Source organism: Amycolatopsis stemonae (assembly GCF_054781455.1).
On sequence record NZ_BAAGUJ010000013.1, the window covers coordinates 21,020 to 44,843 of the forward strand.

At 70.9% G+C, this 23,824-nt stretch carries 22 protein-coding genes; 11 read left to right on the forward strand and 11 right to left on the reverse strand.

Translation table 11 applies throughout. The features are described from left to right. Positions 1-13: 13 nt before the first annotated feature. Positions 14-1,669, reverse strand: coding sequence for a bifunctional tetrahydrofolate synthase/dihydrofolate synthase (gene folC / locus ACYVLJ_RS35860; protein ID WP_451978508.1), 1,656 nt, complete (start codon positions 1,667-1,669; stop codon positions 14-16). Between the two features lie 73 nt (positions 1,670-1,742). Here folC and ACYVLJ_RS35865 point away from each other — a divergent pair, with 73 nt between their 5' ends. The 3 genes from ACYVLJ_RS35865 (at position 1,743) to ACYVLJ_RS35875 (ending at position 3,729) form a co-directional block, all read left to right on the forward strand. Next, the gene (locus ACYVLJ_RS35865) at positions 1,743-2,378 is read left to right on the forward strand and encodes a class I SAM-dependent methyltransferase (protein WP_460442028.1); all 636 of its coding nucleotides are present in this window, start codon (positions 1,743-1,745) and stop codon (positions 2,376-2,378) included. Between the two features lie 72 nt (positions 2,379-2,450). Next, on the forward strand, positions 2,451-3,311 hold the full coding sequence (locus ACYVLJ_RS35870) for an SGNH/GDSL hydrolase family protein (protein ID WP_460442029.1): 861 nt from the start codon (positions 2,451-2,453) through the stop codon (positions 3,309-3,311). Between the two features lie 79 nt (positions 3,312-3,390). Beyond that, complete coding sequence (locus ACYVLJ_RS35875) at positions 3,391-3,729, forward strand: hypothetical protein (protein WP_460442030.1); 339 nt, start codon at positions 3,391-3,393, stop codon at positions 3,727-3,729. Between the two features lie 55 nt (positions 3,730-3,784). Here ACYVLJ_RS35875 and ACYVLJ_RS35880 read toward each other — a convergent pair whose 3' ends face one another. Continuing rightward, positions 3,785-6,406: a valine--tRNA ligase gene (locus tag ACYVLJ_RS35880; protein ID WP_451978499.1), complete on the reverse strand. Its 2,622-nt coding sequence runs from the start codon at positions 6,404-6,406 to the stop codon at positions 3,785-3,787. Positions 6,407-6,462: 56 nt separating this feature from the next. Here ACYVLJ_RS35880 and ACYVLJ_RS35885 point away from each other — a divergent pair, with 56 nt between their 5' ends. The 5 genes from ACYVLJ_RS35885 to ACYVLJ_RS35905 all read left to right on the forward strand — a co-directional run bounded on the left by ACYVLJ_RS35885 (position 6,463) and on the right by ACYVLJ_RS35905 (position 12,056). Next, entirely contained in the window at positions 6,463-6,765 is a 303-nt protein-coding gene (locus tag ACYVLJ_RS35885) for a hypothetical protein (protein WP_451978496.1), read from the forward strand. Positions 6,766-6,815: 50 nt separating this feature from the next. Continuing rightward, positions 6,816-7,814, forward strand: a complete 999-nt coding sequence (locus ACYVLJ_RS35890) for a hypothetical protein (protein WP_460442031.1) — start codon at positions 6,816-6,818, stop codon at positions 7,812-7,814. 52 nt (positions 7,815-7,866) lie between these two features. Further along, a complete protein-coding gene (locus ACYVLJ_RS35895) occupies positions 7,867-8,304 on the forward strand; it encodes a MarR family winged helix-turn-helix transcriptional regulator (RefSeq protein WP_460442032.1) in 438 nt (145 codons plus the stop codon). Between the two features lie 87 nt (positions 8,305-8,391). After that, positions 8,392-9,693, forward strand: coding sequence for an MFS transporter (locus tag ACYVLJ_RS35900; protein WP_460442033.1), 1,302 nt, complete (start codon positions 8,392-8,394; stop codon positions 9,691-9,693). 47 nt (positions 9,694-9,740) lie between these two features. After that, complete coding sequence (locus ACYVLJ_RS35905; protein WP_460442034.1) at positions 9,741-12,056, forward strand: FdhF/YdeP family oxidoreductase; 2,316 nt, start codon at positions 9,741-9,743, stop codon at positions 12,054-12,056. Here the strand turns inward: ACYVLJ_RS35905 and ACYVLJ_RS35910 are convergent. The 4 genes from ACYVLJ_RS35910 to ACYVLJ_RS35925 form a co-directional block, all read right to left on the reverse strand. Next, positions 12,044-12,619, reverse strand: coding sequence for a hypothetical protein (locus tag ACYVLJ_RS35910; protein WP_451978484.1), 576 nt, complete (start codon positions 12,617-12,619; stop codon positions 12,044-12,046). The genes ACYVLJ_RS35905 and ACYVLJ_RS35910 overlap by 13 nt on opposite strands. A gap of 291 nt (positions 12,620-12,910) precedes the next feature. Then, positions 12,911-14,326 carry an LCP family protein gene (locus ACYVLJ_RS35915; protein ID WP_460442035.1) on the reverse strand — a complete coding sequence of 472 codons (1,416 nt, stop codon included), beginning with the start codon at positions 14,324-14,326 and terminating at the stop codon, positions 12,911-12,913. Positions 14,327-14,382: 56 nt separating this feature from the next. Then, complete coding sequence (locus ACYVLJ_RS35920; RefSeq protein WP_451978478.1) at positions 14,383-14,517, reverse strand: MFS transporter small subunit; 135 nt, start codon at positions 14,515-14,517, stop codon at positions 14,383-14,385. Further along, a complete protein-coding gene (locus ACYVLJ_RS35925) occupies positions 14,517-15,866 on the reverse strand; it encodes an OFA family MFS transporter (protein WP_460442036.1) in 1,350 nt (449 codons plus the stop codon). The genes ACYVLJ_RS35920 and ACYVLJ_RS35925 overlap by 1 nt, the downstream gene beginning before the upstream one ends. A gap of 207 nt (positions 15,867-16,073) precedes the next feature. Here ACYVLJ_RS35925 and fdhD point away from each other — a divergent pair, with 207 nt between their 5' ends. Next, complete coding sequence (fdhD, locus tag ACYVLJ_RS35930; RefSeq protein ID WP_460442037.1) at positions 16,074-16,898, forward strand: formate dehydrogenase accessory sulfurtransferase FdhD; 825 nt, start codon at positions 16,074-16,076, stop codon at positions 16,896-16,898. Here the strand turns inward: fdhD and ACYVLJ_RS35935 are convergent. Beyond that, positions 16,895-18,334, reverse strand: a complete 1,440-nt coding sequence (locus ACYVLJ_RS35935) for a carotenoid oxygenase family protein (protein ID WP_460442038.1) — start codon at positions 18,332-18,334, stop codon at positions 16,895-16,897. The genes fdhD and ACYVLJ_RS35935 overlap by 4 nt on opposite strands. Before the next feature lie 73 nt (positions 18,335-18,407). Here ACYVLJ_RS35935 and ACYVLJ_RS35940 point away from each other — a divergent pair, with 73 nt between their 5' ends. Together ACYVLJ_RS35940 and ACYVLJ_RS35945 are read left to right on the forward strand one after the other, a co-directional pair. Then, positions 18,408-19,115 (forward strand): TetR/AcrR family transcriptional regulator, encoded by a 708-nt coding sequence (locus ACYVLJ_RS35940; RefSeq protein ID WP_460442039.1) that lies wholly within the window; start codon positions 18,408-18,410, stop codon positions 19,113-19,115. Positions 19,116-19,252: 137 nt separating this feature from the next. Then, entirely contained in the window at positions 19,253-20,185 is a 933-nt protein-coding gene (locus ACYVLJ_RS35945) for an alpha/beta hydrolase (protein WP_451979028.1), read from the forward strand. Positions 20,186-20,207: 22 nt separating this feature from the next. Here ACYVLJ_RS35945 and ACYVLJ_RS35950 read toward each other — a convergent pair whose 3' ends face one another. The 4 genes from ACYVLJ_RS35950 to ACYVLJ_RS35965 all read right to left on the reverse strand — a co-directional run bounded on the left by ACYVLJ_RS35950 (position 20,208) and on the right by ACYVLJ_RS35965 (position 23,817). Next, positions 20,208-21,128, reverse strand: a complete 921-nt coding sequence (locus tag ACYVLJ_RS35950; protein ID WP_460442040.1) for an anti-sigma factor RsbA family regulatory protein — start codon at positions 21,126-21,128, stop codon at positions 20,208-20,210. Positions 21,129-21,180: 52 nt separating this feature from the next. After that, on the reverse strand, positions 21,181-21,585 hold the full coding sequence (locus ACYVLJ_RS35955) for a hypothetical protein (protein ID WP_460442041.1): 405 nt from the start codon (positions 21,583-21,585) through the stop codon (positions 21,181-21,183). A gap of 52 nt (positions 21,586-21,637) precedes the next feature. Next, on the reverse strand, positions 21,638-22,933 hold the full coding sequence (gene clpX, locus ACYVLJ_RS35960; RefSeq protein ID WP_364455901.1) for an ATP-dependent Clp protease ATP-binding subunit ClpX: 1,296 nt from the start codon (positions 22,931-22,933) through the stop codon (positions 21,638-21,640). 230 nt (positions 22,934-23,163) lie between these two features. Then, positions 23,164-23,817, reverse strand: coding sequence for an ATP-dependent Clp protease proteolytic subunit (locus ACYVLJ_RS35965; protein ID WP_364455899.1), 654 nt, complete (start codon positions 23,815-23,817; stop codon positions 23,164-23,166). Between the last annotated feature and the right edge of the window lie 7 nt (positions 23,818-23,824).

The window sequence follows — 23,824 nt, forward strand, 5'->3', positions numbered from 1 at the left end:
TCCGGGGTCTCGCTCACGCCGGCTCCTTCCCGAACAGCGTGCGCGCCTCGCCCGCGGTGACGACCGAGCCGGTGACGAGCACGCCACCGCCGGACAGCGGCTCCTCCGGGTCGTCGCTGGTCTCGACCAGCGCGATCGCCGTCTCGATCGCCGTCTCCAGGTCCGTCTCCGCGACCACGCGTTCCTCGCCGAACACCGAGATGGCCAGCTGGTTCAGCTCGTCGAGCGGCATCGAGCGCGGCGACGAGTTCCGCGTGACGACGACGTCCGAAACCACCGGCTCGAGCGCCTCGAGGATGCCGAGCGCGTCCTTTTCGGCCATCACGCCGACCACCGCGACCAGGCGGCGGAAGGCGAACTCCTCGGCCACGGTCGCCGCGAGCGCGCGGGCGCCGTGCGGGTTGTGGGCCGCGTCGAGCATGACCGCCGGTGCCGCGCGGACCCGCTCCAGGCGGCCGGGCGTCTCGACCTCGGCGAACGCCTCGCGCACGGCCTCGACCACCAGCTGCTTGTCCTTGCCCGCGCCGAAGAACGCCTCCACCGCGGCCAGCGCGAGCGCGGCGTTCGCGGCCTGGTGGGCACCGTGCAGCGGCAGGAAGATGTCGTCGTAGACGCCGCCGAGGCCCTGCAGCTTGAGCAGCTGCCCGCCGACGGCGACCTCCTTCTCGAGCACGCCGAACTCGCTGCCCGCGCGCGCGACCGCGGCGTCGACCTCGACGGCGCGTTCCAGCAGGACCTTCAGCACCTCGGGGTCCTGCTCGCCGATGACCGCGACCGAGCCGGGCTTGATGATGCCCGCCTTTTCGCGCGCCGCGCCGAGGATGTCCGGGCCGAGGTACTCGACGTGGTCGAGGCCGATCGGGGTGATGACCGCGACGTCGGCGTCCGCGACGTTCGTCGCGTCCCAGGCACCGCCCAGGCCCGCTTCGAGCACGGCGGCTTCGACCGGCGCGTCCGCGAACGCGGCGAACGCCATCCCGGTGAGGATCTCGAACTTGCTCATCGCGACGCCGTCCGCGGCGGCACCGTCCACCATGGACACGTACGGCGCGATGTCGTGCCACAGCTCGGCGTAGCGGGCGGCGGAGATCGGGTGACCGTCGAGCGCGATCCGCTCGGTCACCAGCTGCAGGTGCGGGCTGGTGTAGCGGCCGACGCGCAGGCCCATCCGGGTCAGCAGCGCGTCGATCATCCGGGCCGTGGAGCCCTTGCCGTTCGTGCCGGCGACGTGCAGCACCGGGTAGCCCTTGTTCGGCTCGCCCAGCAGCTGCGTCAGCGCCGAAATGCGGGTCAGCGACGGCTCGATCTTCGTCTCCGGCCAGCGCTGGTTCAGCTCGGCCTCGACGGCCATCAGCTCGTGGCGCGCTTCCGGGCCGTCCGGGTCGCCGAACTCCGCCTGCGGGCCCTGGTCGTCGAGCTCGTGCAGCTCGGCGTCCTCGGCGGTGACCAGGTCGGGCACCGGGCCGGTGGCGAGGTTGTCGCCCAGCTGCCCGACACCCCCGATCCCGCCGCGGCTGCCGCCGCCCGCCTCGAACGCCGTGTCGCGGACGTCCAGCTCCGGGTCGTGGTCGTCGGACTCCTCGTAGCCCGACGTCCCCAGTTCGTCGACGCCCGCGAAGCTGTCCAGATCCGACAGGTCCGGCTCGCGACCTGTCTCATCCTGCGGCACTGACTCTCCTCCGGCCTGGGGTTTCGCACTTGCCTTCCGAGTCTACGTGCGTGATGAGTGGCACTCTCGACGCATGCCGTTCAACCACAACGACCATTACCACCCGCTGGTGCTGGACCTGCTCCCGCCGGGGCCGGGGATCGCGCTGGACGTCGGCTGCGGCACCGGCCGGTTCGCGCGCCGGCTGGCCGCGACCGGCATGACGGTGGAGGCGGTCGACGTCTCGGCGGCGATGATCGAGGCGGCGTCGGGGCTCGGTTCGCCGGGGCCGGGCAAGATCGTCTACCGGCAGGCCGACGTCGTCACCGACCCCCTGCCCGAGGCGCACTACGACTTCATCTCGTGCCTGGCGTCCCTGCACCACATGCCGTTCGAGACGGTCACCAAGCTGCGCCGCGCGCTGGTGCCGGGCGGGGTGCTCGCGGTGCTCGGGCCGGCCCGGCCGAGCACCCCCGGGGACTGGGCGCGGGCGGTCGCGGCGGTGCCGGTCAACGCGTTCGCGCGGCTGGTCGTCTACGCCGGCGAGCGGCTGAACGGCGGCCCGGAGGACGGCCCGAAGGCACCGGTCTTCGACGACTACCCGACGCTGGCGGAGATCCGCCGCGAGTCGGCGCGGCTGCTGCCCGGCAGCACGGTCCGGCCGTTGCTGTTCTGGCGCACTCTGATCACTTACCGTGAGCACGACGACGGTGACCCGACTGGCGGGTGAAGTCCGTCCCCTCGGTGTCCGGGGCTCGCTAGATGCGGAAGGAGCGTTTCCGGAAACCAGAACGGGGTCTTCATGCGCATCGCCCGGCTGCTCATCGCCGTCGTCTCGGCAGCCACTCTGCTCACCACCACCGCGGCCGCCGCTTCGGCGACGACCATCGGCAGCTACGTCGCCCTCGGCGACTCCTACACCTCCGGGCCGTTCATCCCGGTCCAGCGGCTCGACCCGCTGGGCTGCGGGCGGTCCACCGCGAACTACCCGTCGGTGCTGGCGGCGGCCTTGCACACCGGCCGGTTCACCGACGTCAGCTGCGCGGGCGCCGACACGGGGTCGATGACGCGGCCGCAGAGCGTGCCCTTCAACGGCACGAACGCCCCGCAGCTGGGCGCCCTGCGGATCGACACCGACCTGGTGACGCTCGGCATCGGCGGCAACGACTACGACGTGTTCGGCAGCCTGACCTCGACGTGCCCGGGCCTGCGCGCGAGCGACCCGACGGGCAACCCGTGCGAGGAGCACTTCGGCGGTTCCGTGCTGTCGGTGATCGACAACATCGGCCCCCGGGTCGAGACGGTGCTCGCGGCGATCCACGAACGGTCACCGAGCGCGCGAGTGCTGGTGGTCGGCTACCCGCGGATCGCCCCGGCATCCGGCTACTGCCCGGACGTCCTCCCCTTCGCCGACGGCGACTACGCGTGGCTGAACAGCGTCGAGGAGGCGCTGAACAAGACCCTGGCCGACGCGGCGGACGCGGACGGCAAAGCGGAGTACGTCGACACGTACGGCCCCTCCCGCGGCCACGACGCTTGCGCCCGCGGCGGCGCGGCGTGGATCAACGGCAAGGACCAGAACGTCTTCGAGGCCGCCGCCTACCACCCGCTGAAGACCGGGATGGCGGGCATCGCGGCGGTGGTGTTGAAGGCACTGCGCTGACCACGTTCGCGCCGGAGGCCGTCCGCGGCCTCCGGCGCGGGCGAGTAACAGCCGGGCCGTTCCGGGCGACCCTTGCCGCGTGCCGGAAACCTTTGAGATGGACCGCGTGGACCGCATCGCCGACATCCTGTACGGCGTCGCGACCGGAGGCGGCGTGATCGAGTACGTTCCGCTCGGCAGGCGCGTCGGTGTGCAGCCGAATCACCTGGGGCGTTTCCTCGAGCAGGTGTCCGCTCGCGCGGCCGACCGCGACGAGCCGCTGTGGAGTGCGCTCGTCGTGTCGAAGGACAGCGGTCTGCCGAGCAGCGGCTTCTACGTTCTCGCGCGTCGGCTGCGCGACGAATATGCGGGGCTCGGCGATCAGGACCTGTGGAAGCAGGAGCGGCAGCGCTGCTACGACGCCGCTCGCTCCTCCTGATTCAAGACGAAGCCCGGCACCTCCGCTTGGAGGTGCCGGGCTTCGCCGTCAAGCCTCAGGAAGCGGGCAACGCAGCCAAGCGGGCCGTGATGCGGTCGATGTCCGCCACCGCGGTTTCCTTGCGCACCTTGATCTTCTCGACCACGTGCTCCGGGGCCTTCGCGATGAACGCCTCGTTGCCCAGCTTGGCTTCGGTCTGGGACAGCTCCTTCTCGGCCGCCGTCAGGTCCTTCTGCAGGCGCTTGCGCTCGGCCGCCACGTCGACCGTGCCCGAGAGGTCCAGCTCCACCGTCACCACGCCGTCGGCCAGGGCCACCTCGAGGGACGCGCTGGCGGCGAAGTCTTCGGCCGCGGGGGTCAGGCGGACCAGGGAACGGATCGCCTCCTCGTGGCCGCCCGCGTAGCCCGCGAGCCGGGCCGCCACCTTCTGGCCCGGCTTCAGGCCCTGGTCGGCGCGGAAGCGGCGGATCTCCGTCACCAGCTTCTGGACGTCCGCGATCCGGGCGTCCGCGACCGGGTCGGCGTACGACGTGGAAGCCGCCGGCCAGGCCGCGATCACCAGCGACTCGCCGCCGGTCAGGGCCGTCCAGAGCTTCTCCGTGATGAACGGGATGAACGGGTGCAGCAGCCGCAGCACCGTGTCCAGCACGTGGCCCAGGACCGCGCGCGTGGCGGCAACCCGCGCGGTGTCTCCTTGGTACAGCTGGACCTTCGCCAGCTCCAGGTACCAGTCGCACAGCTCGTTCCAGGTGAACTGGTAGAGCGCGCCCGCCACCTTCGCGAACTGGAAGTCCTCGAACAGGCCGTCCACTTCGGACACCAGCGCGCCGAGACGGCCGAGGATCCAGCGGTCGGATTCCGTCAAGTCAGCGGCAGCGGGCAACGGCGAAGCGACCGAGGCGCCGTTCATCATCGCGAACTTCGTCGCGTTCCACAGCTTCGTGCAGAAGTTGCGGGAGCCGGCCGCCCACTCGTCGGCCAGGGCCATGTCCGCGCCCGGGTTCGCGCCGCGGGCCAGGGTGAAGCGGGTGGCGTCCGCGCCGTAGGCGTCCATCCACTCCAGCGGGTCGATCACGTTGCCGCGCGACTTCGACATCTTCTTGCCCTGGGCGTCGCGGATCAGGCCGTGCAGGTACACGTGGTCGAACGGCTGCTTGCCGTCCATCTGGTGCACGCCGAACATCATCATCCGGACGACCCAGAAGAACAGGATGTCGTAGCCGGTCGACAGCACGCTGGTCGGGTAGAACTTCGCCAGGTCCTCGGAGCCGGACGGCCAGCCCAGCGTCGACATCGGCCACAGGCCCGACGAGAACCACGTGTCCAGCACGTCCGGGTCCTGCGTCCAGCCCTCACCCGACGGCGGCTGCTCGTCCGGGCCGACGCACACGACTTCGCCGTCCGGGCCGTAGTAGACCGGGATGCGGTGGCCCCACCACAGCTGGCGCGAGATCGTCCAGTCGTGCATGTTGTCGACCCAGTCGAAGTACCGCTTGCCCAGCTCCGCGGGGTGGATCTTGGTGCGGCCGTCGCGGACCGCGTCGCCGGCCAGCTTGGCCAGCTCCTCGACCTTGACCCACCACTGCAGCGACAGCCGCGGCTCGACGACCGTGTCGCAGCGCGAGCAGTGCCCGACCGCGTGCACGTACGGCCGCTTCTCGGCCACGATCCGGCCGGCCTCGCGCAGCGCCGCGACGACCGCCGGACGAGCCTCGAAGCGGTCGAGGCCCTCGAACGGCCCCGGCGCGGTGATCTCGGCGCGCTCGTTCATGATCGTCAGCATCGGCAGGTCGTGCCGGCGGCCGATCTCGAAGTCGTTCGGGTCGTGCGCCGGGGTCACCTTGACCGCGCCGGTGCCGAACTCGGGGTCGACGTGCTTGTCGGCCACGATCGGGATGCGGCGGCCGGTCAGCGGCAGCTCGACCTCGGTGCCGACCAAGTGCGCGTACCGCTCGTCGTCCGGGTGGACGGCGACCGCGGTGTCGCCCAGCATCGTCTCCGCGCGGGTGGTGGCCACGACGATCGCGTTGGCACCGTCGCCGTAGCGGATCGAGACGAGCTCGCCGTCGTCGTCGTTGTGGTCGACCTCGATGTCCGACAGCGCCGTCTGGCAGCGCGGGCACCAGTTGATGATCCGCTCGGCGCGGTAGATCAGGCCCTGGTCGTAGAAGTTCTTGAACACCGTCTGGACGGCCTTGGACAGGTTCTCGTCCATGGTGAAGCGTTCCCGCGACCAGTCGACGCCGTCGCCGAGGCGCTTCATCTGGCCGAGGATCCGGCCGCCGTACTCGGCCTTCCACTCCCAGACCCGCTCGACGAACTTCTCGCGGCCCAGGTCGTGGCGCGAAAGCCCTTCGCCGGCCAGCTGGCGCTCGACGACGTTCTGCGTCGCGATGCCCGCGTGGTCCATGCCCGGCAACCACAGCACCTCGTAGCCCTGCATGCGACGGCGGCGGCTCATCGCGTCCATCAGGGTGTGGTTGAGCGCGTGGCCCATGTGCAGTGAACCGGTGACGTTCGGCGGCGGCAGTACGATCGAGAACGGCGGCTTCCCCGACGAGGCGTCGGCCGTGAAGTACCCGGCCGCTACCCAGCGGTCGTACATCGGTGCTTCCTCGGCGGCCGGGTCCCAGGCACCCGGAAGGTCGGTGGTCTGCTGCGGAGCGTTCTCGGTCACAATGGACAAGTCTACGAACCCGTCACGGCGGGTCACCCAGGGGGAAGGCACTCGGGATGGCACAGCCTCAGCAGCCACAGGATCCGGACGACCGGCGCCTGGAGACGCACCCGGACCTGATGAACCCCGACTGGCAGAAGTACGCCGAGCGGGACGCCTGGCTGGGTGCCAAGAAGGACCTCAAGAAGCGCCGCAAGCGCGAGCGCCGCGCGGGCGGGGTGCAGCGGCCCGGGCAGAGCCGCTGGCCCGGCGTTCTGGCGCTGCTGCTGGTCGCCGCCCTGGTCGCCGCGGCGATCATCGTGCACCAGGTCCAGGGCGTCGGCGTCAACGAGGCCTCGCTCCTGTTCTTCGGTCAGTAACGCTCGTCCGCCCCTGTCGATGATCTGTCGTCGACCTTGGGGGAAAGCACGTGGACGAGGACAACCTGCTCGAATCGCACCCGGACCTGGCGGACCCGGAGTGGCGCAAGCACGCGCGGACGGACGCCTGGCTGGGTTCGAAGAAGGACCGCAAGCAGTTCCGCAAGCAGCAGCGACGCGCCTCGCGGGGCCCGCGGCGCCGCTGGTGGATCTTCGCCGTGCTCGTGGCGATCCTCGCCGTGACGACGGCCGCGATCGTGTACGTCGGCCGCCGGCCCGCGCCGGCGGCCGGGCCGCCGAACCCGACGTCGGTGCCGGAGGTCGCCCCGGTCGACCTGGCCCGGCCGTACGCGCGCACCCCCGCCGACGTCTGGCCGAAGGGCATCGGCGGCATCGCTTCGCCCGCCGCCGCCCCGGTGGGCAAGTTCACGGCCGAAGCGGTCGCGGACGCCTACGCGAAGTCCCGGCAGGCCATCACCGCCGCCCACCTCGACCCGGCGGTGCTGTCCGCGCACGACCCGAAGGCCTACCTCGCGCTCTTCGCCCCGGACCAGCGCGAGCAGATGACGCCGTGGCTGACCGCGAAACCGGCGAAGGACAAGCCCGGCCTCGACTCCTACCTGACCGAGATCGCCGACGGCTACCACCTCCTCGACGCGGGACCGCGCACGTTCGGCACGCTCACCGCGCGGGCCGGCGACAAGCCCGGCGAACTGGCCGTGGACGCCAAGTACGTCGTCGCGTACGCCTTCGACAACGTCCACCCGGAGACGCTGACCAGCCCGAACGAGATCGTCAGCTTCCTGCGCGTCGACGAGACCTACGTCGTCGCCACGAGCGCCGGCCTGGCGAAGAACAGCCGGGGGCTGTGGCTCGACGGCGGGCGGAGCGCGGTCTCGTCGGTCGGCTGCGCGGCGGCGCGGGAGGGCTTCCTGGCCCCCGGCTACGCGAACCCGCCGGCGGCCGCACCGCCCACGGGTGACCGGGAGGCGCCCGGCTACTACGACCCGAAGTACCCCGTGCCGACCCTCGACGACTGCGACGGCTAGGAGTTCGTCACATCGAGATGCACAGGCTGAACTGTACAGTTAACCTGTGTGCATGGGCGAAGTACCAGCGCACGTCGCCGAGAGCGCCGGGTGGATCCGGGCCGTCGTGGGGCAGCTGCACCGCAGGCTGCGCCAGGTCGACAACGCCGGGATCCTGACGCCGTCGCAGTCCGCCGTGCTCAACCGGCTCCACCGCGAAGGCCCCGCCACGCAGGGCGAGCTGGCCGCCGCCGAGCACGTCCGGCAGCAGTCGATGGCCGCCACCCTCGGCGTGCTCGACGAGCTCGGCTACCTCGCCCGCACCCCCGACCCGGCCGACCGGCGCCGCGTGGTGATCAGCCTGTCCGAGGCCGGCACCGACACCGTGCGCGGCATCCAGCAGCACCGCGACGAGTGGCTGGCCCAGGCGCTGGCGGACGAGCTGTCCCCCGCCGAGCTCGACGGCGTCACCCTTGCCCTGCCGCTGCTGCAGCGCGTCGCGCAACACTGACCCCCGTCGGCCTGTAAGAGAAACGGAGTTCTCACGAGCACCGTCACCGCTCCCGCGAAGTTCGGCGCGCGCCTGGTCACCCCGCTGGTGGCCGGCGCCGTGCTCAACCCGATCAACTCCACGCTCATCGCCGTCGCGCTCGTGCCGATCGGGCAGAGCTTCGGTGCCGGACCCGGCCAGACGGCCTGGCTGATCTCCGCGCTCTACCTGGCCACCGCGGTCGGGCAGCCGGTGGTCGGCCTGCTGGTCGACCGCTACGGCGCGCGGCGCGTCCTGCTCGGCGGCGCCACCCTCGTGATCATCGCCGGGGTCGCCGGCATGATCCCGCTCTCGGTCGGCTGGCTGACCGGCGTGCGGGTCGTGCTCGGCCTCGGCACGTGCGCCGGCTTCCCGGCCGCGATGGCCGTGCTGCGCCACCACGCCGAGGCCACCGGCCAGGGCGTGCCCGCCCGTGTGCTGTCCGTGCTGTCGATGTCCGCGCAGACCGTCATGGTGATCGGCCCGACGCTCGGCGGTGTCCTGATCGGCCTCTTCGGCTGGCCGGCGATCTTCGCCGTGAACATCCCGCTCGCCGGCCTGTCGCTGGTGCTGGCGCTGCTGTGGGTGCCGAAGGACGACCGCGGCGCCCGCACCGCCACCCCGATCGACGTCGTGGGCATCGCGTTGTTCTCGGCGACCCTGCTCGCGCTGCTGTTCTTCCTGATGGACCCGGGTGCCGGCGCCTGGCTGCTCGCCGTCGTCGCCGCCCTCGGTGCCGCGTTCACGCTGGTCGAGCTGCGCCGCGCGCACCCGTTCCTCGACCTGCGGATGCTCGCGGCCAACCGCGCGATCCTGCGCACCTACCTGCGGCAGGCGCTGAGCTTCATGGCCATCTACGCGATCATGTTCGGCTACGTCCAGTGGCTGGAGACGACGCGGCAGCTGTCCGAAGAGGCCGCCGGGCTGATGCTGCTGCCGATGTCGGGCACGGCGGTGTGTGCCGCGGCGTTTTCGGGGCGCGCGTCGGGCATCAAGGCGCGGCTGGTCACCGTCGCGGTGGCGCTGCTCGGCGGTTCGGCGCTGCTGCTGCTCGTCCACGACGGCACGTGGGCCGGCGCGCTGCTCGCGCTGGCCGCGTTGTTCGGCCTGGCGCAGGGCCTGACGAGCGTCGCGAACCAGACGACGCTCTACCGCGAGGCCCCGGCCGAGCAGATGGGCACGGCGAGCGGCCTGTTCCGCACCGCCCAGTACCTCGGCGCGATCGTGGCCTCGACGCTCATTGCGCTTTGTTATGGCCCGCACGCGGATTCGGCGGGCCTGCACCGGCTCGCGATCGCGTTGCTGGTGATCAGCGGGGTGCTGCTCGTCGTCACCGTCGTGGACCGGGGGCTGCGCACCGCGGAGGTGTGACGCACCCCCTGTTCGCGCGGACGATCACCAGGGCGCACGATGAACGCATGACCCGTGAAGCGCCGGCGCAGGACGTTGACGAGAGCCGCCTCGAGGTGGGCAAGCCGAAGGGCTGGGCCGCCGGGATACCCGGCGTGGCCGTGTCGCTGATGCGCAGCGTCGAGCAGATGGGCACCGGGCGGACGGTCAAGGCGCTGCGGTTGCTGAACCAGCGCGCGGGGTTCGACTGCCCCGGCTGCGCGTGGCCGGAGCCCCGCGAGGTCGACGGCGAGAAGCGCAAGCTGGCCGAGTTCTGCGAAAACGGCGCCAAGGCCGTCGCCGAGGAAGCCACCAAGCGCCGGATGGACCGGGAGTTCTTCGCGAAGCACCCGATCGAGGACCTCCGCACCAAGACCGACTACTGGCTCGGCCAGCAGGGGCGGATCACCGAGCCGTTCGTGCTGCGCGAGGGCGCGACGCACTACGAGCCGATCACCTGGGACGACGCGTTCGAGCTCGTCGCGGGCGAGCTCAAGGCGCTGACCGACCCGAACGAGGCGATCTTCTACACCTCCGGCCGCACCAGCAACGAGGCCGCGTTCCTCTACCAGCTGCTCGTGCGTTCCTTCGGCACCAACAACCTGCCGGACTGCTCCAACATGTGCCACGAGTCCTCCGGCGCGGCCCTGCAGGCGACCACCGGCATCGGCAAGGGCTCGGTGAGCCTGGCCGACATCCACCAGGCCGACCTGATCGTCGTCGTCGGGCAGAACCCGGGCACCAACCACCCGCGGATGCTTTCGGCGCTCGAGGAGGCCAAGAGCCACGGCGCGAAGGTCATCGCCGTGAACCCGCTGCCCGAGGCCGGGCTGATGCGGTTCAAGAACCCGCAGAACGTCCGCGGCGTCGTCGGCAAGGGCACGCCGCTGGCCGACGAGTTCGCCCAGATCCGCCTCGGCGGCGACCTCGCGCTGTTCCAGGCCGTCGGGCACCTGCTGCTGGCCTGGGACGAGGAGGCGCCCGGCGCGATCGTCGACCGCGAGTTCGTCGAGGCGGCCACCGAAGGCTTCGAGGACTACGCGAAGCACCTGCGGGAGATCGACTGGCCGGAGGTCGAGCTCGCGACCGGCCTGCCCCGCGAGCAGATCGAGCGCGTCGCGCGGATGATCGCGTCGTCGGACCGCACGATCTACTGCTGGGCGATGGGCCTGACGCAGCACAAGCACGCCGTCCCGACGATCTCCGAGATCGCGAACCTCGCCCTGATGCGCGGGATGATCGGCAAGCCGGGCGCGGGCCTGTGCCCGGTGCGCGGGCACTCGAACGTCCAGGGCGACCGGACCATGGGCATCTGGGAGAAGATGCCGGAGTCCTTCATGGACGCGCTCGACGCCGAGTTCGGCATCGAGGTCCCGCGCGAGCACGGCCTGGACACCGTCGACGCGATCCGGGCGATGCGCGACGGCCGCGGCAAGGTCTTCTTCGCCGTCGGCGGCAACTTCGCGTCGGCGACGCCGGACACGGAGCTGACCGAGAAGGCGCTGCGCTCGTGCGCCCTGACCGTGCACGTCTCGACGAAGCTCAACCGGTCGCACGTCGTGCACGGCCGCACCGCCCTGATCCTGCCGACGCTCGGCCGCACCGAGCGCGACGTCCAGGCGAGCGGCGAGCAGTTCGTCACGGTCGAGGACTCGATGTCGCAGGTGCACCCGTCCCGCGGCCGCCTGAAGCCGGCGAGCGAGCACCTGCTGTCCGAGGTCGCGATCGTCTGCCGGCTGGCCGAAGCGCTGTTCGGCGCGGCGCACGCCGTGCCGTGGCGGACGTTCGAGGCCGACTACGACCTGGTCCGCGACCGCATCTCCCGCGTCGTGCCGGGCTGCCAGGACTACAACCGCCGTGTCCGCGAGCCGGACGGGTTCGTGCTGCCGCACGCGCCGCGCGACTCCCGCCAGTTCAGCGGCACCACGAACGGCAAGGGCAACTTCACGGTGTCGGGCCTGGAGTACCCGAAGGCGCCCGAAGGCCGGCTGCTGCTGCAGACGATGCGCAGCCACGACCAGTACAACACCACGATCTACGGGCTGTCCGACCGCTACCGCGGGATCGAGAACGCCCGCCGGGTCGTGCTGGTCAACCCGGCCGACCTCGCGGAGCTGGGCCTGGCCGACGGGGCGATGGTGGACCTCGTCTCGGAGTGGCGGGACGGCGACCGCCGGGCTCCGTCGTTCCGTGTGGTCGCCTACCCGACGGCCCGCGGCTGCGCGGCGGCGTACTTCCCGGAGGCCAACGCGCTGGTGCCGCTGGACTCGGTCGCGGAGAAGTCGAACACGCCGGTGTCGAAGGCGATCGTGGTGCGGCTCGAGGCGCTCGATCAGCCCTTGTAGTCGCGCTGCAGGGTGTTCGTCATGTCGGTGACCACGGCCTGGACGCTGTCGAGGGTCGCCGGCGGGATCAGCGCGGCCTCCGTGCCCCCGTCGGCGATCGCCAGGCCGAGCACGACGTTCCCGCTGCGGACCGCGGCCCACTGCTCGGAAAAGCCGGCCTCGTCGCCGATTCCGGTGGCGAGGCGGACGCCCGAGTGGTCGGCGAGCGCGTCGGTGAGCAACTGGCTCGCTTTGCCCGCGCCCTGTTCGGCGTCGGAGTCGGTGAACCGCACGACGGCGATCGTCACCACCCGGTAGTCCTGCATGTTGGGCTTCCCGCCGCCGAGGTCGCGGGCGAACAGGCGCTTGCAGGTGGTGAGGTCGTTGCCCTCGGCGGAGCGGTCCTGGGGCACGACCGGGGTGTCGGCCGTCTTCACCGCGCCGGAAGGCACTTCGACGGTCCCGGGAGCGAGCTTGTCACGCGTGTTCGCGCCGGGCAGCTTGCAGGCGTCGATCGACTCGGAGTAGTGCGCCGCGGCGGACGAAGATTGGCAGGCCGTGCAGAGAACGGCCGAAGCGAGCACCGGAAGGAGCCACCCTCCGCGGGCAACGCTGCTACGCATAGGTTCCGGACTTTCCGTATTTCTCGAAATTGTTTTTCCGGCTCCCCACCGGTCCGGTGATCTTTTCCGGTCCGCCGCGCGGACTACCGCCCGACGGTTCCCGCACACTGCCTCACCAGGGAGGCAGCGTCAAGACCAGTCACCCGCGTGGTCCGCCGTGGTCCGGTCGGCGGAAACGTTCTTGCGGGACTTTGCGGAAATTACTGGCGCAATTCTGTGGAAACCGGCGAAAAAGCGCTTCGCCACGGCCGGTCAGTTCACGCAGGCGACCCCGCCGGAGGTGATCGGCTCGTCGCCGGCCGCCGGGGCGCCCCCGCCGCCGTTCGCGCCCGGGCCGGAGTACACCGTGCCGAGCACGACCTCGATGTGGCCGGCCGGCACGGCCGGGGACTCCTGCGTCGTCAGCCCGCCGAGCAGCTTCGCGACCTCGGCGCCGCGCTCGGCGAGGCCGGGCCCGAAGCGCACCAGGGACGTCCGGCGCGCGTCGGTGTTCCCGCTCGTGCTCTCGGGGAAGCCGTGCTCGCCGAGGAACCCCGCCACGCGCGCGGCGAGGCCGCTCTTCGGGCTCGCGTTGGAGACGTCGACGGTGACCGGCGCGGCATCCCGCGACGCCGGCGTCGCCGGCGCGGCCGCGCCGACCAGGCCGGCCGCGAACTTCTTCACGGCGGCCGGGTCGACCTGCACGGCCGTGGCACGCGGGTTGGCCGGGTCGTACCGGTAGTCGCGGTTGACGACCGGGATCGTTTCGAACTGGATCCCGCCGCCGGTGACGCCGCGCATCTGCGCCACGAAGTCGAGCAGGTTCCACGAGCTGTCGAGCACGACCGAGTGCTTGACGGCGTCGATCAGGTCGCCCAGTTTCCCGGGGTCGGCCAGCGTCCCGGCCGAGAGCACCTGCCGCGCGAGACTGGCGAGGAACACCTGCTGGCGCCGCACCCGGTCGAAGTCGCCGCCGACGAGGTTGTCGCGCTGACGGACGAAGGCCAGCGCGTCCGCGCCGGAGATCCGCTGCGGGCCGGCCGGGAAGTCCGCGCCGGAGTTGCGGTCCTGGGTGGCCTGCTTGAGGCAGACGTCGACGCCGCCGATGGCTTGGCTGATCTCGTAGAAACTCAGCAGGTTGACCTCGGCGAAGTGGTCGATCTTGACGCCGGTGAGGTCTTCGACGGCCTGCCGCGTCGCGCGCCGCCCTGCGGTGAGGGCGGCTTGGTCGATCTTCGCCTTGTCGGTCTCCCCGGAGTCGCGGCGCCGCTTGGCTTCGGCGGCCTTGGCGCGGCCGAACGCGGCGTTGATCTTGCCCTTCCCGCCGGGCATCGACACGTAGCTGTCGCGCGGGATGGAAAACGCTTTCACCGCCTTCGTGCCGTTCGGGATCCGCAGCACGATGAGGGTGTCGGTGAGGTCGTCGCCGTTGGCGCCGGCGCGCAGCTCGCGCAGGACGTCGGCGGAAAGCGGGTTCCCCTGGTCGTCGGTGCGCGAGTCCCGGCCGACGAACAGGATGTCGAGCGAGCCGTCGGCCGGCTGCTCCCCCGGCGGGGTGCCACCGTCCGCGTCGATCACGCTGTCGCGCGTCACCTCGTCGAGCGACCGGAGGTTCGAGTAGCCGTAGGCGGTCCCGCACAGGACGACGAAGGCGAGCCCGGCGACGGCGATCTTCCCCAGTAGGTGCACGTCCTACCGACGCCGCCGGGCCCGCCTCCGCTGCACGGGTGACTCAGGTCACAGCGCTATCCGAAGAGCTGCACCAGCTTCAGGAACAGCTGGTACACGCCGTAGGCGAAGGGCAGCACGACCCACGCCCAGGCCAGCACGATCAGCGGGACCCGGTTCGTCGTCCCGGCTTCCCGGGGTTGCTCGCTCATCACGCCTCACTCCTCGCCGCCGCGGCGACCGGCTCGTGGAACTTCTCCTTCACCGGCCGCACCAGCTCGTTGGCCACGAAGCCGACCACCAGCAGGCCGATCATGATGTAGAAGGACAGCTGGTAGAGCGCCGGCCCGGACTTGCCCGCCGCCTTCTCGCTGTCCGCGATCCGGTTGACGATCAGCGGGCCGAGCACGCCGGCCACCGACCACGCGGTGAGCAGCCGGCCGTGGATCGCGCCGACCTGGTAGGTGCCGAACAGGTCCTTCAGGTACGCCGGGACCGTCGCGAACCCGCCGCCGTAGAACGACAGGATCACCATCGCGCACAGGATGAACACGAGCTTCGACGAGTTCTGCGTCAGCGCGATCACCAGGTACAGCACGGCTCCGACACCGAGGTAGGTGCGGTAGATGTTCTTGCGCCCCACCAGGTCCGAAGTGGACGACCAGACGAACCGGCCGAGCATGTTGCACAGCGACAGCAGCGCCACGAACCCGGCCGCCGCGGCGGTGCCGACCGGGGTCGAGGTGTTCTTGAAGAAGTCCACGATCATCGGGGAGGCCTTCTCCAGGATCCCGATGCCCGCTGTGACGTTGAAGCACAGCACGACCCACAGGCACCAGAACTGCGGCGTCTTGATGGCGTTGGCCGCCGAGACGTTCGCCGTCGTGATCATCGCGGCGCCGTGGTCGGTCTTGGGCTCCCAGCCGGCCGGCTTCCAGTCGTCGGCGGGCACCCGGACCAGCAGCCAGCCCATGGACATGAACACCGCGTAGACGATGCCGTGCACGAGGAACGCCGTCGCGATCGTGCCGGCGGTCGGCGCGGTGCCGAGCATCGACGACGACCACGGCGAGGCGATCAGCGCGCCGCCACCGAAGCCCATGATCGCGATCCCGGTGGCCATGCCCGGCCGGTCCGGGAACCACTTGATGAGCGTCGACACCGGCGAGATGTAGCCGATGCCGAGCCCGACGCCGCCGATCCCGCCGTAGCCGAGCACGACCAGCCAGAACTGCCCGGTCGCCACGCCCAGCGCGGAAACGAGGAATCCGCTGGCGAAACAGCACATCGACACGAACATCGCCCAGCGCGGGCCGTTGCGCTCGACCAGCGTGCCGCCGAACGCGGCGGACAGGCCGAGCATCACGATGCCGAGCTGGAACGGCAGCGAACTCTGCGTGCCGTTGAGGTCCATCGTCTTCTCGAGCGGGGTCTTGAAGACGCTCCACGCGTACGCCTGCCCGATGGACAGGTGTACCGAAAGGGCCGCCGGCGGCACCAGCCAGCGCGTCCAGCCGGGCGGTGCCACGATCCGGGAACGGTCCAGGAAGCCGAGAGCCATCCGGTTCCCTCCGTACTCTGGGGGATGATGGAGGGAATGTATTACTAAATACCCGGTGTTGCACCATGCGGGTGTCAAACTTACCGGTGCGGCCAAAAGGAGGCCGGTCCCTCGAGCGGCGGGCGACCGTTGCCGGGGAGTCGTCCGGCCGTGACTGTGGCCGCATCGGTGACGACCAGCACAGCCGGGCAGCGAAAGGTGTGGAGGATGGGCAGGGTGACCGTGCGCAGGCCGGTGCGGAAGATCTCCGCGGCCGGTGACCGGCGCCGGCCGGACGCGCTGGCCGCCGAAGAGCCGCTCGAGCTGCGGGTCGGCGGCAAGGCGCTGGCGGTCACCATGCGCACGCCCGGGCACGACGTCGAGCTGGCCCACGGCTTCCTGCTGTCCGAAGGCGTGATCGGCGGCCGCGAGGACGTCGCGGTCGCCCGCTACTGCGACGGCATCGACGACCAGGGCCGCAACACCTACAACGTCCTGGACGTCGCCCTGGCCGACGGCGTCCCGCCCCCCGACACCGGCGTCGAGCGCAACTTCTACACGACGTCGTCCTGCGGTGTCTGCGGCAAGGCCGCGCTCGACGCGGTCAAGCTCCGCACCCGGTTTTCGCCGGCCGGCGCGGCGTTCGCGGTGAAGAGCCGGACGCTCGCCACGCTGCCGGACGCGTTGCGCGAGCGGCAGAAGGTGTTCTCCAGCACGGGCGGCCTGCACGCGGCGGCCCTGTTCACACCCGATGGCGGGCTGGCCGTCGTCCGCGAAGACGTCGGCCGGCACAACGCGGTCGACAAGGTGCTGGGCTGGGCCGTCCTCGAGAACCGGATCCCGGCGCCCGGCCACGGCCTGCTGGTGTCCGGGCGCGCGTCGTTCGAACTGGTCCAGAAGGCGGCGATGGCCGGGATCGGCCTGCTGGCCGCGGTGTCGGCCCCGTCGTCGCTGGCGGTGGAGCTGGCGGAAGAGAACGGGATGACCCTGATCGGCTTCCTGCGCGGCGACTCGATGAACCTCTACACCGGCGACCACCGGGTGCTCACCTAGGCCGACTCGACCCAGTTGCCGTGGAAGCCGTGGGGGACGCGGTCGGGCAGGTGGATCGCCGCGACCGTCTCCAGCGTGCCCGCGTCCAGCAGGGTCAGGTCGCTGCGCCGGGTCGACGGGTCGAAGACGAAGCCCATCAGCACGCCGTCGTCCTCCGCCGCGTCCTCGTGGCACGGCACGAAGACGAACTCGCCCGGCTGCCGCCCGCCGCCGAACGCGCGCTCCTCCCGTGAGCCGGTGTGGAGGTCGTGCTTGAACAGCGAACCGCCCGGTTCCGCGCCGCCCTCGGCCGACATCGCGTAGCCGTAGCGGTGCCTGCGGCCGACCAGGCGCTCGTCGACGCGCGGGAACTCCTGGGCGCGGTCGTCCAGCCGCTCCTCCAGGACCTTGCCCGCGGTGAGGTCGACCGTCCAGCGGTCCAGCGTCGGGCCGCCCTCGTCCGGGCCGTGCAGCTCGCGGTCGAACATCTTCGGGTGGCGCACGACGTCCAGCACGATGCTGTCGCCGTCGTCGTAGGCGTTGAGCGGGTGGAAGACGTAGCACGGCTCGACCTCGAACCACCGGACGTCGCCGTTGCCGCCCTCGCGCGGCATGACGCCGATGCGCGCCGGGTACTTCTCGTCCCAGCGGTAGGGCAGGCCGCCGTTCGCGCCGATCTTGCGCGCCATCATCGCGGTGACCGGGTCCGGCACGCGGACCTTGCCGACCATCGCCGACAGGACCAGCTTCGCGGGCGTCCGCAGCGCGCCCGGCACGGTGGCCGCCACCGCCATCTCGGCGTTGAACGTCACCGGCAGGTCGTAGAACACGACGTGCCGTTCGGTCAGCGAGAAGTCGTGCATCATCGGCGACCCGGTCACCTCGACGTCCACCGTGCGGCGCGCGCGGCCCGCCGCGTCGATCACCGAGTACTGGACCTTGTTGCCGTTGCCGAAGAAGTACGAAACGGCGTGCAGTTCGCCGGTGCGCGGGTCGCGCTTGGGGTGGGCGGTGTAGCCGCCGGGCAGGGTGCCGTCGAAGTCGCACCGGCCGACGGTGTCGAGCTCGTCGGTCAGCTCGTAGATCGGCGCGCCCGCCTCGACCAGGGCGAAGGTCCGGCCGGCGTGGCCGATGACGTTGGTGTTGGCGCCCAGCGCGTCCAGCCCGCAGAAGGGGCTCGCGTCCTCGCCGTTCAAGGTCGCCGTGACGGCCGGGTTGCGCACCCAGCGGTTGCGGTACCACTCGGCCTTCCCGTCGCGCAGGCGCACGCCGTGCACCATGCCGTCGCCCATGAACCAGTGGTAGGCCGCCGGGTCCACTTCGGACAGGGGGTTCGGCCCGTTGCGCAGGTAGCGGCCATCGAGGAAGTCGGGGATCCGCCCCGTGACGGCCAGCTCGGTGATCGTGTGCTCCCGGCTCACCGGGGCGAAGTTGCCTTCGAGGAACTTGTTGCCCATGCCCGACCCCTCTCATCGTGTCATAACGTGGTTATGACACCTTTTATAACAGGGTTATGAGACACTGGCAAGCATGAGCCCGAAGCCCCGCGCGAACGACGTCAAGGACCGGCTCGTCGAGGCCGCCATCCGGCTGCTCGACGACGGCGGACCGGAATCGCTGCAAGCCCGCAAGCTGGCCGCGGAGGTCGGCGTCTCGACGATGGCCGTGTACACCCACTTCGGGGGCATGGCCGCGCTGGTCGACGAGGTGGCGCGGGCCGGGTTCCGCAAGCTCAGCGCGTGGCTGGCCGGGGTCGGCGAGACCGGCGACCCGGTGGCGGACATCTTCAGCATGGCCCGCACCTACCGGCAGGCCGTCGCCGAGCAGCCGCAGCTGTTCGCGGTGACCTTCGGCCAGTCGGCCCCCGGCGGCAAGCGCGCGACGCTGTCGGACCTGACCACCGAGGAGGGCCGCGAGGCCGCGCAGGAGGGCCTGGAGGCCTTCGAGCACATCGTCCGGGCGACCGAGCGGGCCATCGAGTCCGGCCGGTTCCGGCCCGCGGACAAGTACCAGGCCGCCGCGCAGCTGTGGAGCGCCCTGCACGGCTTCGTCACCCTGGAGGCGTCCGGCCACTTCGGGCCCGACGAACAGGGCATCGACCACATTTTGATACCCCTGGGGATCACCCTCGCGGTGGGTCTCGGGGACACTGTGGACAGGGCGGAACGCTCGACGGAGGCCGCGAAGGCCACTTGGCGAGCGAGAACCCGAAACGCCGGGCAGGGTGGGAACGACTAACCCGGCGGAGAGGGACGTGAGGGGAACGCGGAGCGGGTGCGCGGCGTCCTTTGAGAGTGGCAGGCGGGGGACGGAGACAGGTGAACGAGCAAGACGGGGACCGCGAGGAGGTCCGGCCACCGGGGCCGGGCGAGCCCTTGATCCCGGAGACGGTCGGGGCGGCCAAGGTCCGGGACGCGCGGCGCTGGCTGTCGCGCCGGTCCGTGCTGGTCGCGGGCGCCTCCGGGCTGGCCGTGACCGGCCTGGCCGTCGGCACGGCCACCGGCAAGCTGCCCTTCAGCCAGGCCCTGCAGCGCACGCTGGGCGTGACGTCGTCGAACCCGACGACGCAGCTCGGCAGCACCCGCGTCGAACGCGTGTACTCCCAGGCCCGCGGCCGGATGGTCGACCTGGTGTTCATCCTGCCGTCGAAGACCCCGCCCAAGGGGCTCCCGATGTCGCTGATGCTGCACGGCCTGCACGGCAACGCCCGCAACGCGGCCCCGACCGGCACGCTCAAGCAGCTCGCCAGCGACGTCGCCCGCAAGGCGGTCCCGGCGTACGGCCTGGTGGCCGTCGACGGCGGTGACAACTACTGGCACGAGGTCCACCGGGGCGACGACCCGATGGCGATGCTGCTGGAAGAGGTCCCCCAGTGGCTGAAGGCCCGCGGGTTCGCCGGCGACACCGGGCAGCCGTTCGCCTGCACGGGCGTGTCGATGGGCGGGTTCGGGGCGCTGGTGTACACCCGCCGCCGGGTGGAGCGCCGCCAGCCGCCGGCCGCGGTCGCGACCCTGGCCCCGGCGCTGATCCTGTCCTGGCAGGAGATGGCCAAGCGGCACATCTTCACCGGCCTGAACGACTGGACGGCGCTGGACCCGCTGCGCCACATCGACGAGACGAAGAGCGTGGCCAACGCGATCTACTGCGGTACGGAGGACCCGTTCATCACGGGCGTCCGCCGCTACATCGACGCCGCGCACCCGGCGGTCGCCCACACCGCGCACGGCAAGCACGGCGACCCGTTCAACCGGACGGTGGTGCCGAGCCTGGTCAGCTTCCTGGGCAAGCACGTGCCCCGCAAGGACTGACGAGGTCCGGCGCGGGAGCGGCTCAGCAGCTGAAGTGGACCCGGGTCGTGGTGCGGCCCGGGACCCAGTACGTGCGGACCAGGTCCGCCAGCCGGTTCACCAGCAGCAGCCCGCGGCCGCCCAGGGTGGCCGCCGACGGCGGGATCCGGCCGGCCAGCGGCTCCGAGATCGTGCCCGCGTCCGTCACCTCGCCGACCACCTGCCGGTCGTCGGCCCACAGCCGGAGCACACCGGTGCCGCCGCCGTAGAGCACGCTGTTCGTCGTCAGCTCGGCGATCGCCAGCGCGAAGTCGTCACGCCGGGGGCGGCGCAGGCCGTGGCGGGCGGCCCAGATCTCCGCGAACCCGCGCAGCGACGCCAGCTGCGCGATGTCGAACCCCCGCTCGACCGCGGCCGGTGGCGGCACCAGCGGCCGCGTGACGTCCGCGCGGGCGCCTTCCGGGTCGAAGCGGGGGCTGACGAACGGCCCGGCCGGGCCCCACACCTCGGGATGGGTGCGCTCGGCGTCGGCCAGCACGTCCGGGGCGAGCACCGCGACGTCGTAGGGGCAGAGCACCGTCAGGTCGCGGCCCGCGAAAGCGGCGTTGACGAGGGCCTCGTGCAGCACGCACGCCGGGTACTCGGCCTCACTGCGGCCCGCCCAGACCGGCTGGACCACGACCCGCACCGGGCCCTCGTGCTCGCCGGCGAACGCGAACACCGCCGACGGCAGGATCGCTCCGGGGTTGCGGCCCACGCGGGCCATGTCGAACAGCCGGACTTCGCCGGCCCGGTCTTCCAGGGCCTTCTCGACGAGCCGCAGGTCCCGCCCGGGGACGCCGACCGCCACGGGCTGGCCCAGGTCGAGGCCGGCCAGGATGAACGGAATGACACCGTCGAGATACTCGGAGTCACCACTGTAGAACAACGCGGGATGCCGGAACGGACCGAGGGCATTCACCACGGGGTTCTCTTACCCAGGGGCGTCCACGCGCAAACAGGCCGAACGGCGGGTGCTACTCCACCCAGCGCCCGACGACGGAGATCAGCCAGAAGCCGACCATCGTCGCGATGGCGAACAGCAGCACCCAGTTGAACAGCGACCGCCGCTCGGAGACACCGCGGGCCCGCCACAAGGAGTAGCCCGCGAGGAGGAACAGGGGCACCGGGAGCAGCGGCAACGGCGACAACCGGGCCACGACGGCCACGACGCACGTCCCGGTGCACACCGCCAGCACGCCCATCAGCACCCGGTTCAGCCACGGGTACCGGTCGAACACGGACGCGATGACGCGTTCGCTCAGCTCGCGGAACCCGAGGACCGGGCCGACCTGCACCAGCGCCGGTTCCGGTGGCGGCGGAGCCTGCACGCCACCGGCGGGGGCGGCGCCCCCGGAACCCGGGATAGAGTCAGCAGTCATTCAGCTTTCCTGTCGGGTCTCCGGGCCCGGGGTGGCCCGGAGACGACCCGGATCAGGCCGACTTCTCGCCGCGCTCGCTGCGCGTGCGCCGCGTCGGCTGCCGGGCGACGATCGTCGGGTTCACGTTCTCCCGGACCGTCTGCTCGGTGATGACGACCTTCGCCACGTCGTCGCGGCTCGGGATGTCGTACATCACCGGCTGGAGCACTTCTTCCATGATGGCGCGCAGCCCGCGGGCGCCGGTGCCGCGCAGGACCGCCTGGTCCGCGATGGCCTCGAGCGCGGTCTTGGTGAACTCGAGCTCGACGTTGTCCATCTCGAAGAGCTTCTTGTACTGCTTCACCAGGGCGTTGCGGGGCTGGGTCAGGATGTTGACCAGCGAGTCCTTGTCCAGGTGGTTCACCGTCGCCACGACCGGGAGCCGGCCGATGAACTCCGGGATCAGCCCGAACTTGATCAGGTCCTCGGGCATGGTGTCGGAGAAGACGTCGCTCTCCTCGATCTCGGACTTCGTGCGGATCTCCGCGCCGAAGCCGAGGCCGCGCTTGCCGACCCGCTCGTTGATGATCTTCTCCAGCCCGGCGAACGCGCCGGCCACGATGAACAGCACGTTCGTCGTGTCGATCTGGATGAACTCCTGGTGCGGGTGCTTGCGGCCGCCCTGCGGCGGGACCGAAGCGGTGGTGCCCTCGAGGATCTTCAGCAGCGCCTGCTGCACGCCCTCACCCGACACGTCGCGGGTGATCGACGGGTTCTCACTCTTCCGGGCGATCTTGTCGACCTCGTCGATGTAGATGATCCCGGTCTCGGCCCGCTTGACGTCGTAGTCCGCCGCCTGGATGAGCTTGAGCAGGATGTTCTCGACGTCTTCGCCGACGTACCCGGCCTCGGTCAGCGCCGTGGCGTCCGCGATCGCGAAGGGGACGTTCAGCAGCTTCGCCAGCGTCTGCGCGAGGTAGGTCTTGCCGCACCCGGTGGGGCCGAGCATCAGGATGTTCGACTTGGCGAGCTCGACCGACTCCTCCTTGGAGTCCTTCGGCCCGGCCTTGTCGTCCGCCTGGATCCGCTTGTAGTGGTTGTAGACCGCTACCGCGAGGGTCCGCTTGGCGTCGTCCTGGCCGATGATGTACTGCTCGAGGAACTCGTGGATGTCGGCGGGCTTGGGCAGCTCGTCGAGCTTGACGTCGCCGGCCTCGGCCAGCTCCTCCTCGATGATCTCATTGCAGAGGTCGATGCACTCATCGCAGATGTAGACCCCGGGGCCGGCAATGAGCTTCTTCACCTGCTTCTGGCTCTTCCCGCAGAAAGAACACTTCAGCAGGTCTCCGCCGTCACCGATCCGTGCCATGGCCGTTGACCTCGTCCCCTCCGGCGCGGGTTTTCCGCGCCTGACGTGTGTTGCGACGGTGCGACCCCCGGCCGCGGACGGCCGAGCGGAGCCTCACACATTGCCACTGACGGTACCCGTCCGATGCCGTGGGCGGGAACACCCACAGGCGCCGGGAGCACGTCAGAGGACGACCCTAAACCAGAGTGCCGGTGTATGTCGTCTCCTCGACACACACCGGCCTGGCGGATCTAAAGAGCCGATGCCTTCCGGTAGGGCAGCACCTCGTCGATGATGCCGTACGCCTTGGCCTCCTCGGCGGTCAGGATCTTGTCCCGCTCGATGTCGGCCCGGATCTGGTCGGGGTCCTTGTTCGTGTGCTTGGCCAGGATGACCTCCATCTGGCGCCGCACCCGCTGGATCTCGTTGGCCTGGATCTCCAGGTCGGAGACCTGGCCGTAGGTGCCCTCGGTGGCGGGCTGGTGGATCAGCACGCGCGAGTTGGGCAGCGCGTAGCGCTTGCCCGGCGTGCCGGCCGACAGCAGCACCGCGGCGGCCGAGGCGGCCTGGCCGAGGCAGTACGTCTGGATGTCCGGGCGGACGAACTGCATGGTGTCGTAGATCGCCATCAGCGAGGTGAACGAGCCGCCCGGCGAGTTGATGTAGACCAGGATGTCGCGGTCCGGGTCCTCGTGCTCGAGGTGCAGCAGCTGGGCCATCACGTCGTTGGCCGACGCGTCGTCCACCTGCACGCCGAGGAAGATGACCCGCTCTTCGTACAGCTTGTTGTACGGGTTCGACTCCTTGACGCCGTAGCTGGTCCGCTCCACGTACGACGGCAGGATGTACCGCGACTGGGGGGTGCTCGGGGCCTGGAAGTCACCCGGGAGCCTGAAGTTGCTCATGATCGAG

Excerpts from the sequence above, each read along its gene's own strand:
- ACYVLJ_RS35865 (WP_460442028.1), top strand. The coding sequence starts at position 1,743 with ATGCCGTTCAACCACAACGACCATTACCACCCGCTGGTGCTGGACCTG.
- ACYVLJ_RS35870 (WP_460442029.1), top strand. The coding sequence starts at position 2,451 with ATGCGCATCGCCCGGCTGCTCATCGCCGTCGTCTCGGCAGCCACTCTG.
- ACYVLJ_RS35885 (WP_451978496.1), top strand. The coding sequence starts at position 6,463 with ATGGCACAGCCTCAGCAGCCACAGGATCCGGACGACCGGCGCCTGGAG.
- ACYVLJ_RS35895 (WP_460442032.1), top strand. The coding sequence starts at position 7,867 with ATGGGCGAAGTACCAGCGCACGTCGCCGAGAGCGCCGGGTGGATCCGG.
- ACYVLJ_RS35905 (WP_460442034.1), top strand. The coding sequence starts at position 9,741 with ATGACCCGTGAAGCGCCGGCGCAGGACGTTGACGAGAGCCGCCTCGAG.
- ACYVLJ_RS35920 (WP_451978478.1), bottom strand. The coding sequence starts at position 14,517 with ATGAGCGAGCAACCCCGGGAAGCCGGGACGACGAACCGGGTCCCGCTG.
- ACYVLJ_RS35925 (WP_460442036.1), bottom strand. The coding sequence starts at position 15,866 with ATGGCTCTCGGCTTCCTGGACCGTTCCCGGATCGTGGCACCGCCCGGC.
- fdhD (WP_460442037.1), top strand. The coding sequence starts at position 16,074 with ATGGGCAGGGTGACCGTGCGCAGGCCGGTGCGGAAGATCTCCGCGGCC.
- ACYVLJ_RS35935 (WP_460442038.1), bottom strand. The coding sequence starts at position 18,334 with ATGGGCAACAAGTTCCTCGAAGGCAACTTCGCCCCGGTGAGCCGGGAG.
- ACYVLJ_RS35940 (WP_460442039.1), top strand. The coding sequence starts at position 18,408 with ATGAGCCCGAAGCCCCGCGCGAACGACGTCAAGGACCGGCTCGTCGAG.
- ACYVLJ_RS35955 (WP_460442041.1), bottom strand. The coding sequence starts at position 21,585 with ATGACTGCTGACTCTATCCCGGGTTCCGGGGGCGCCGCCCCCGCCGGT.
- clpX (WP_364455901.1), bottom strand. The coding sequence starts at position 22,933 with ATGGCACGGATCGGTGACGGCGGAGACCTGCTGAAGTGTTCTTTCTGC.
- ACYVLJ_RS35965 (WP_364455899.1), bottom strand. The coding sequence starts at position 23,817 with ATGAGCAACTTCAGGCTCCCGGGTGACTTCCAGGCCCCGAGCACCCCC.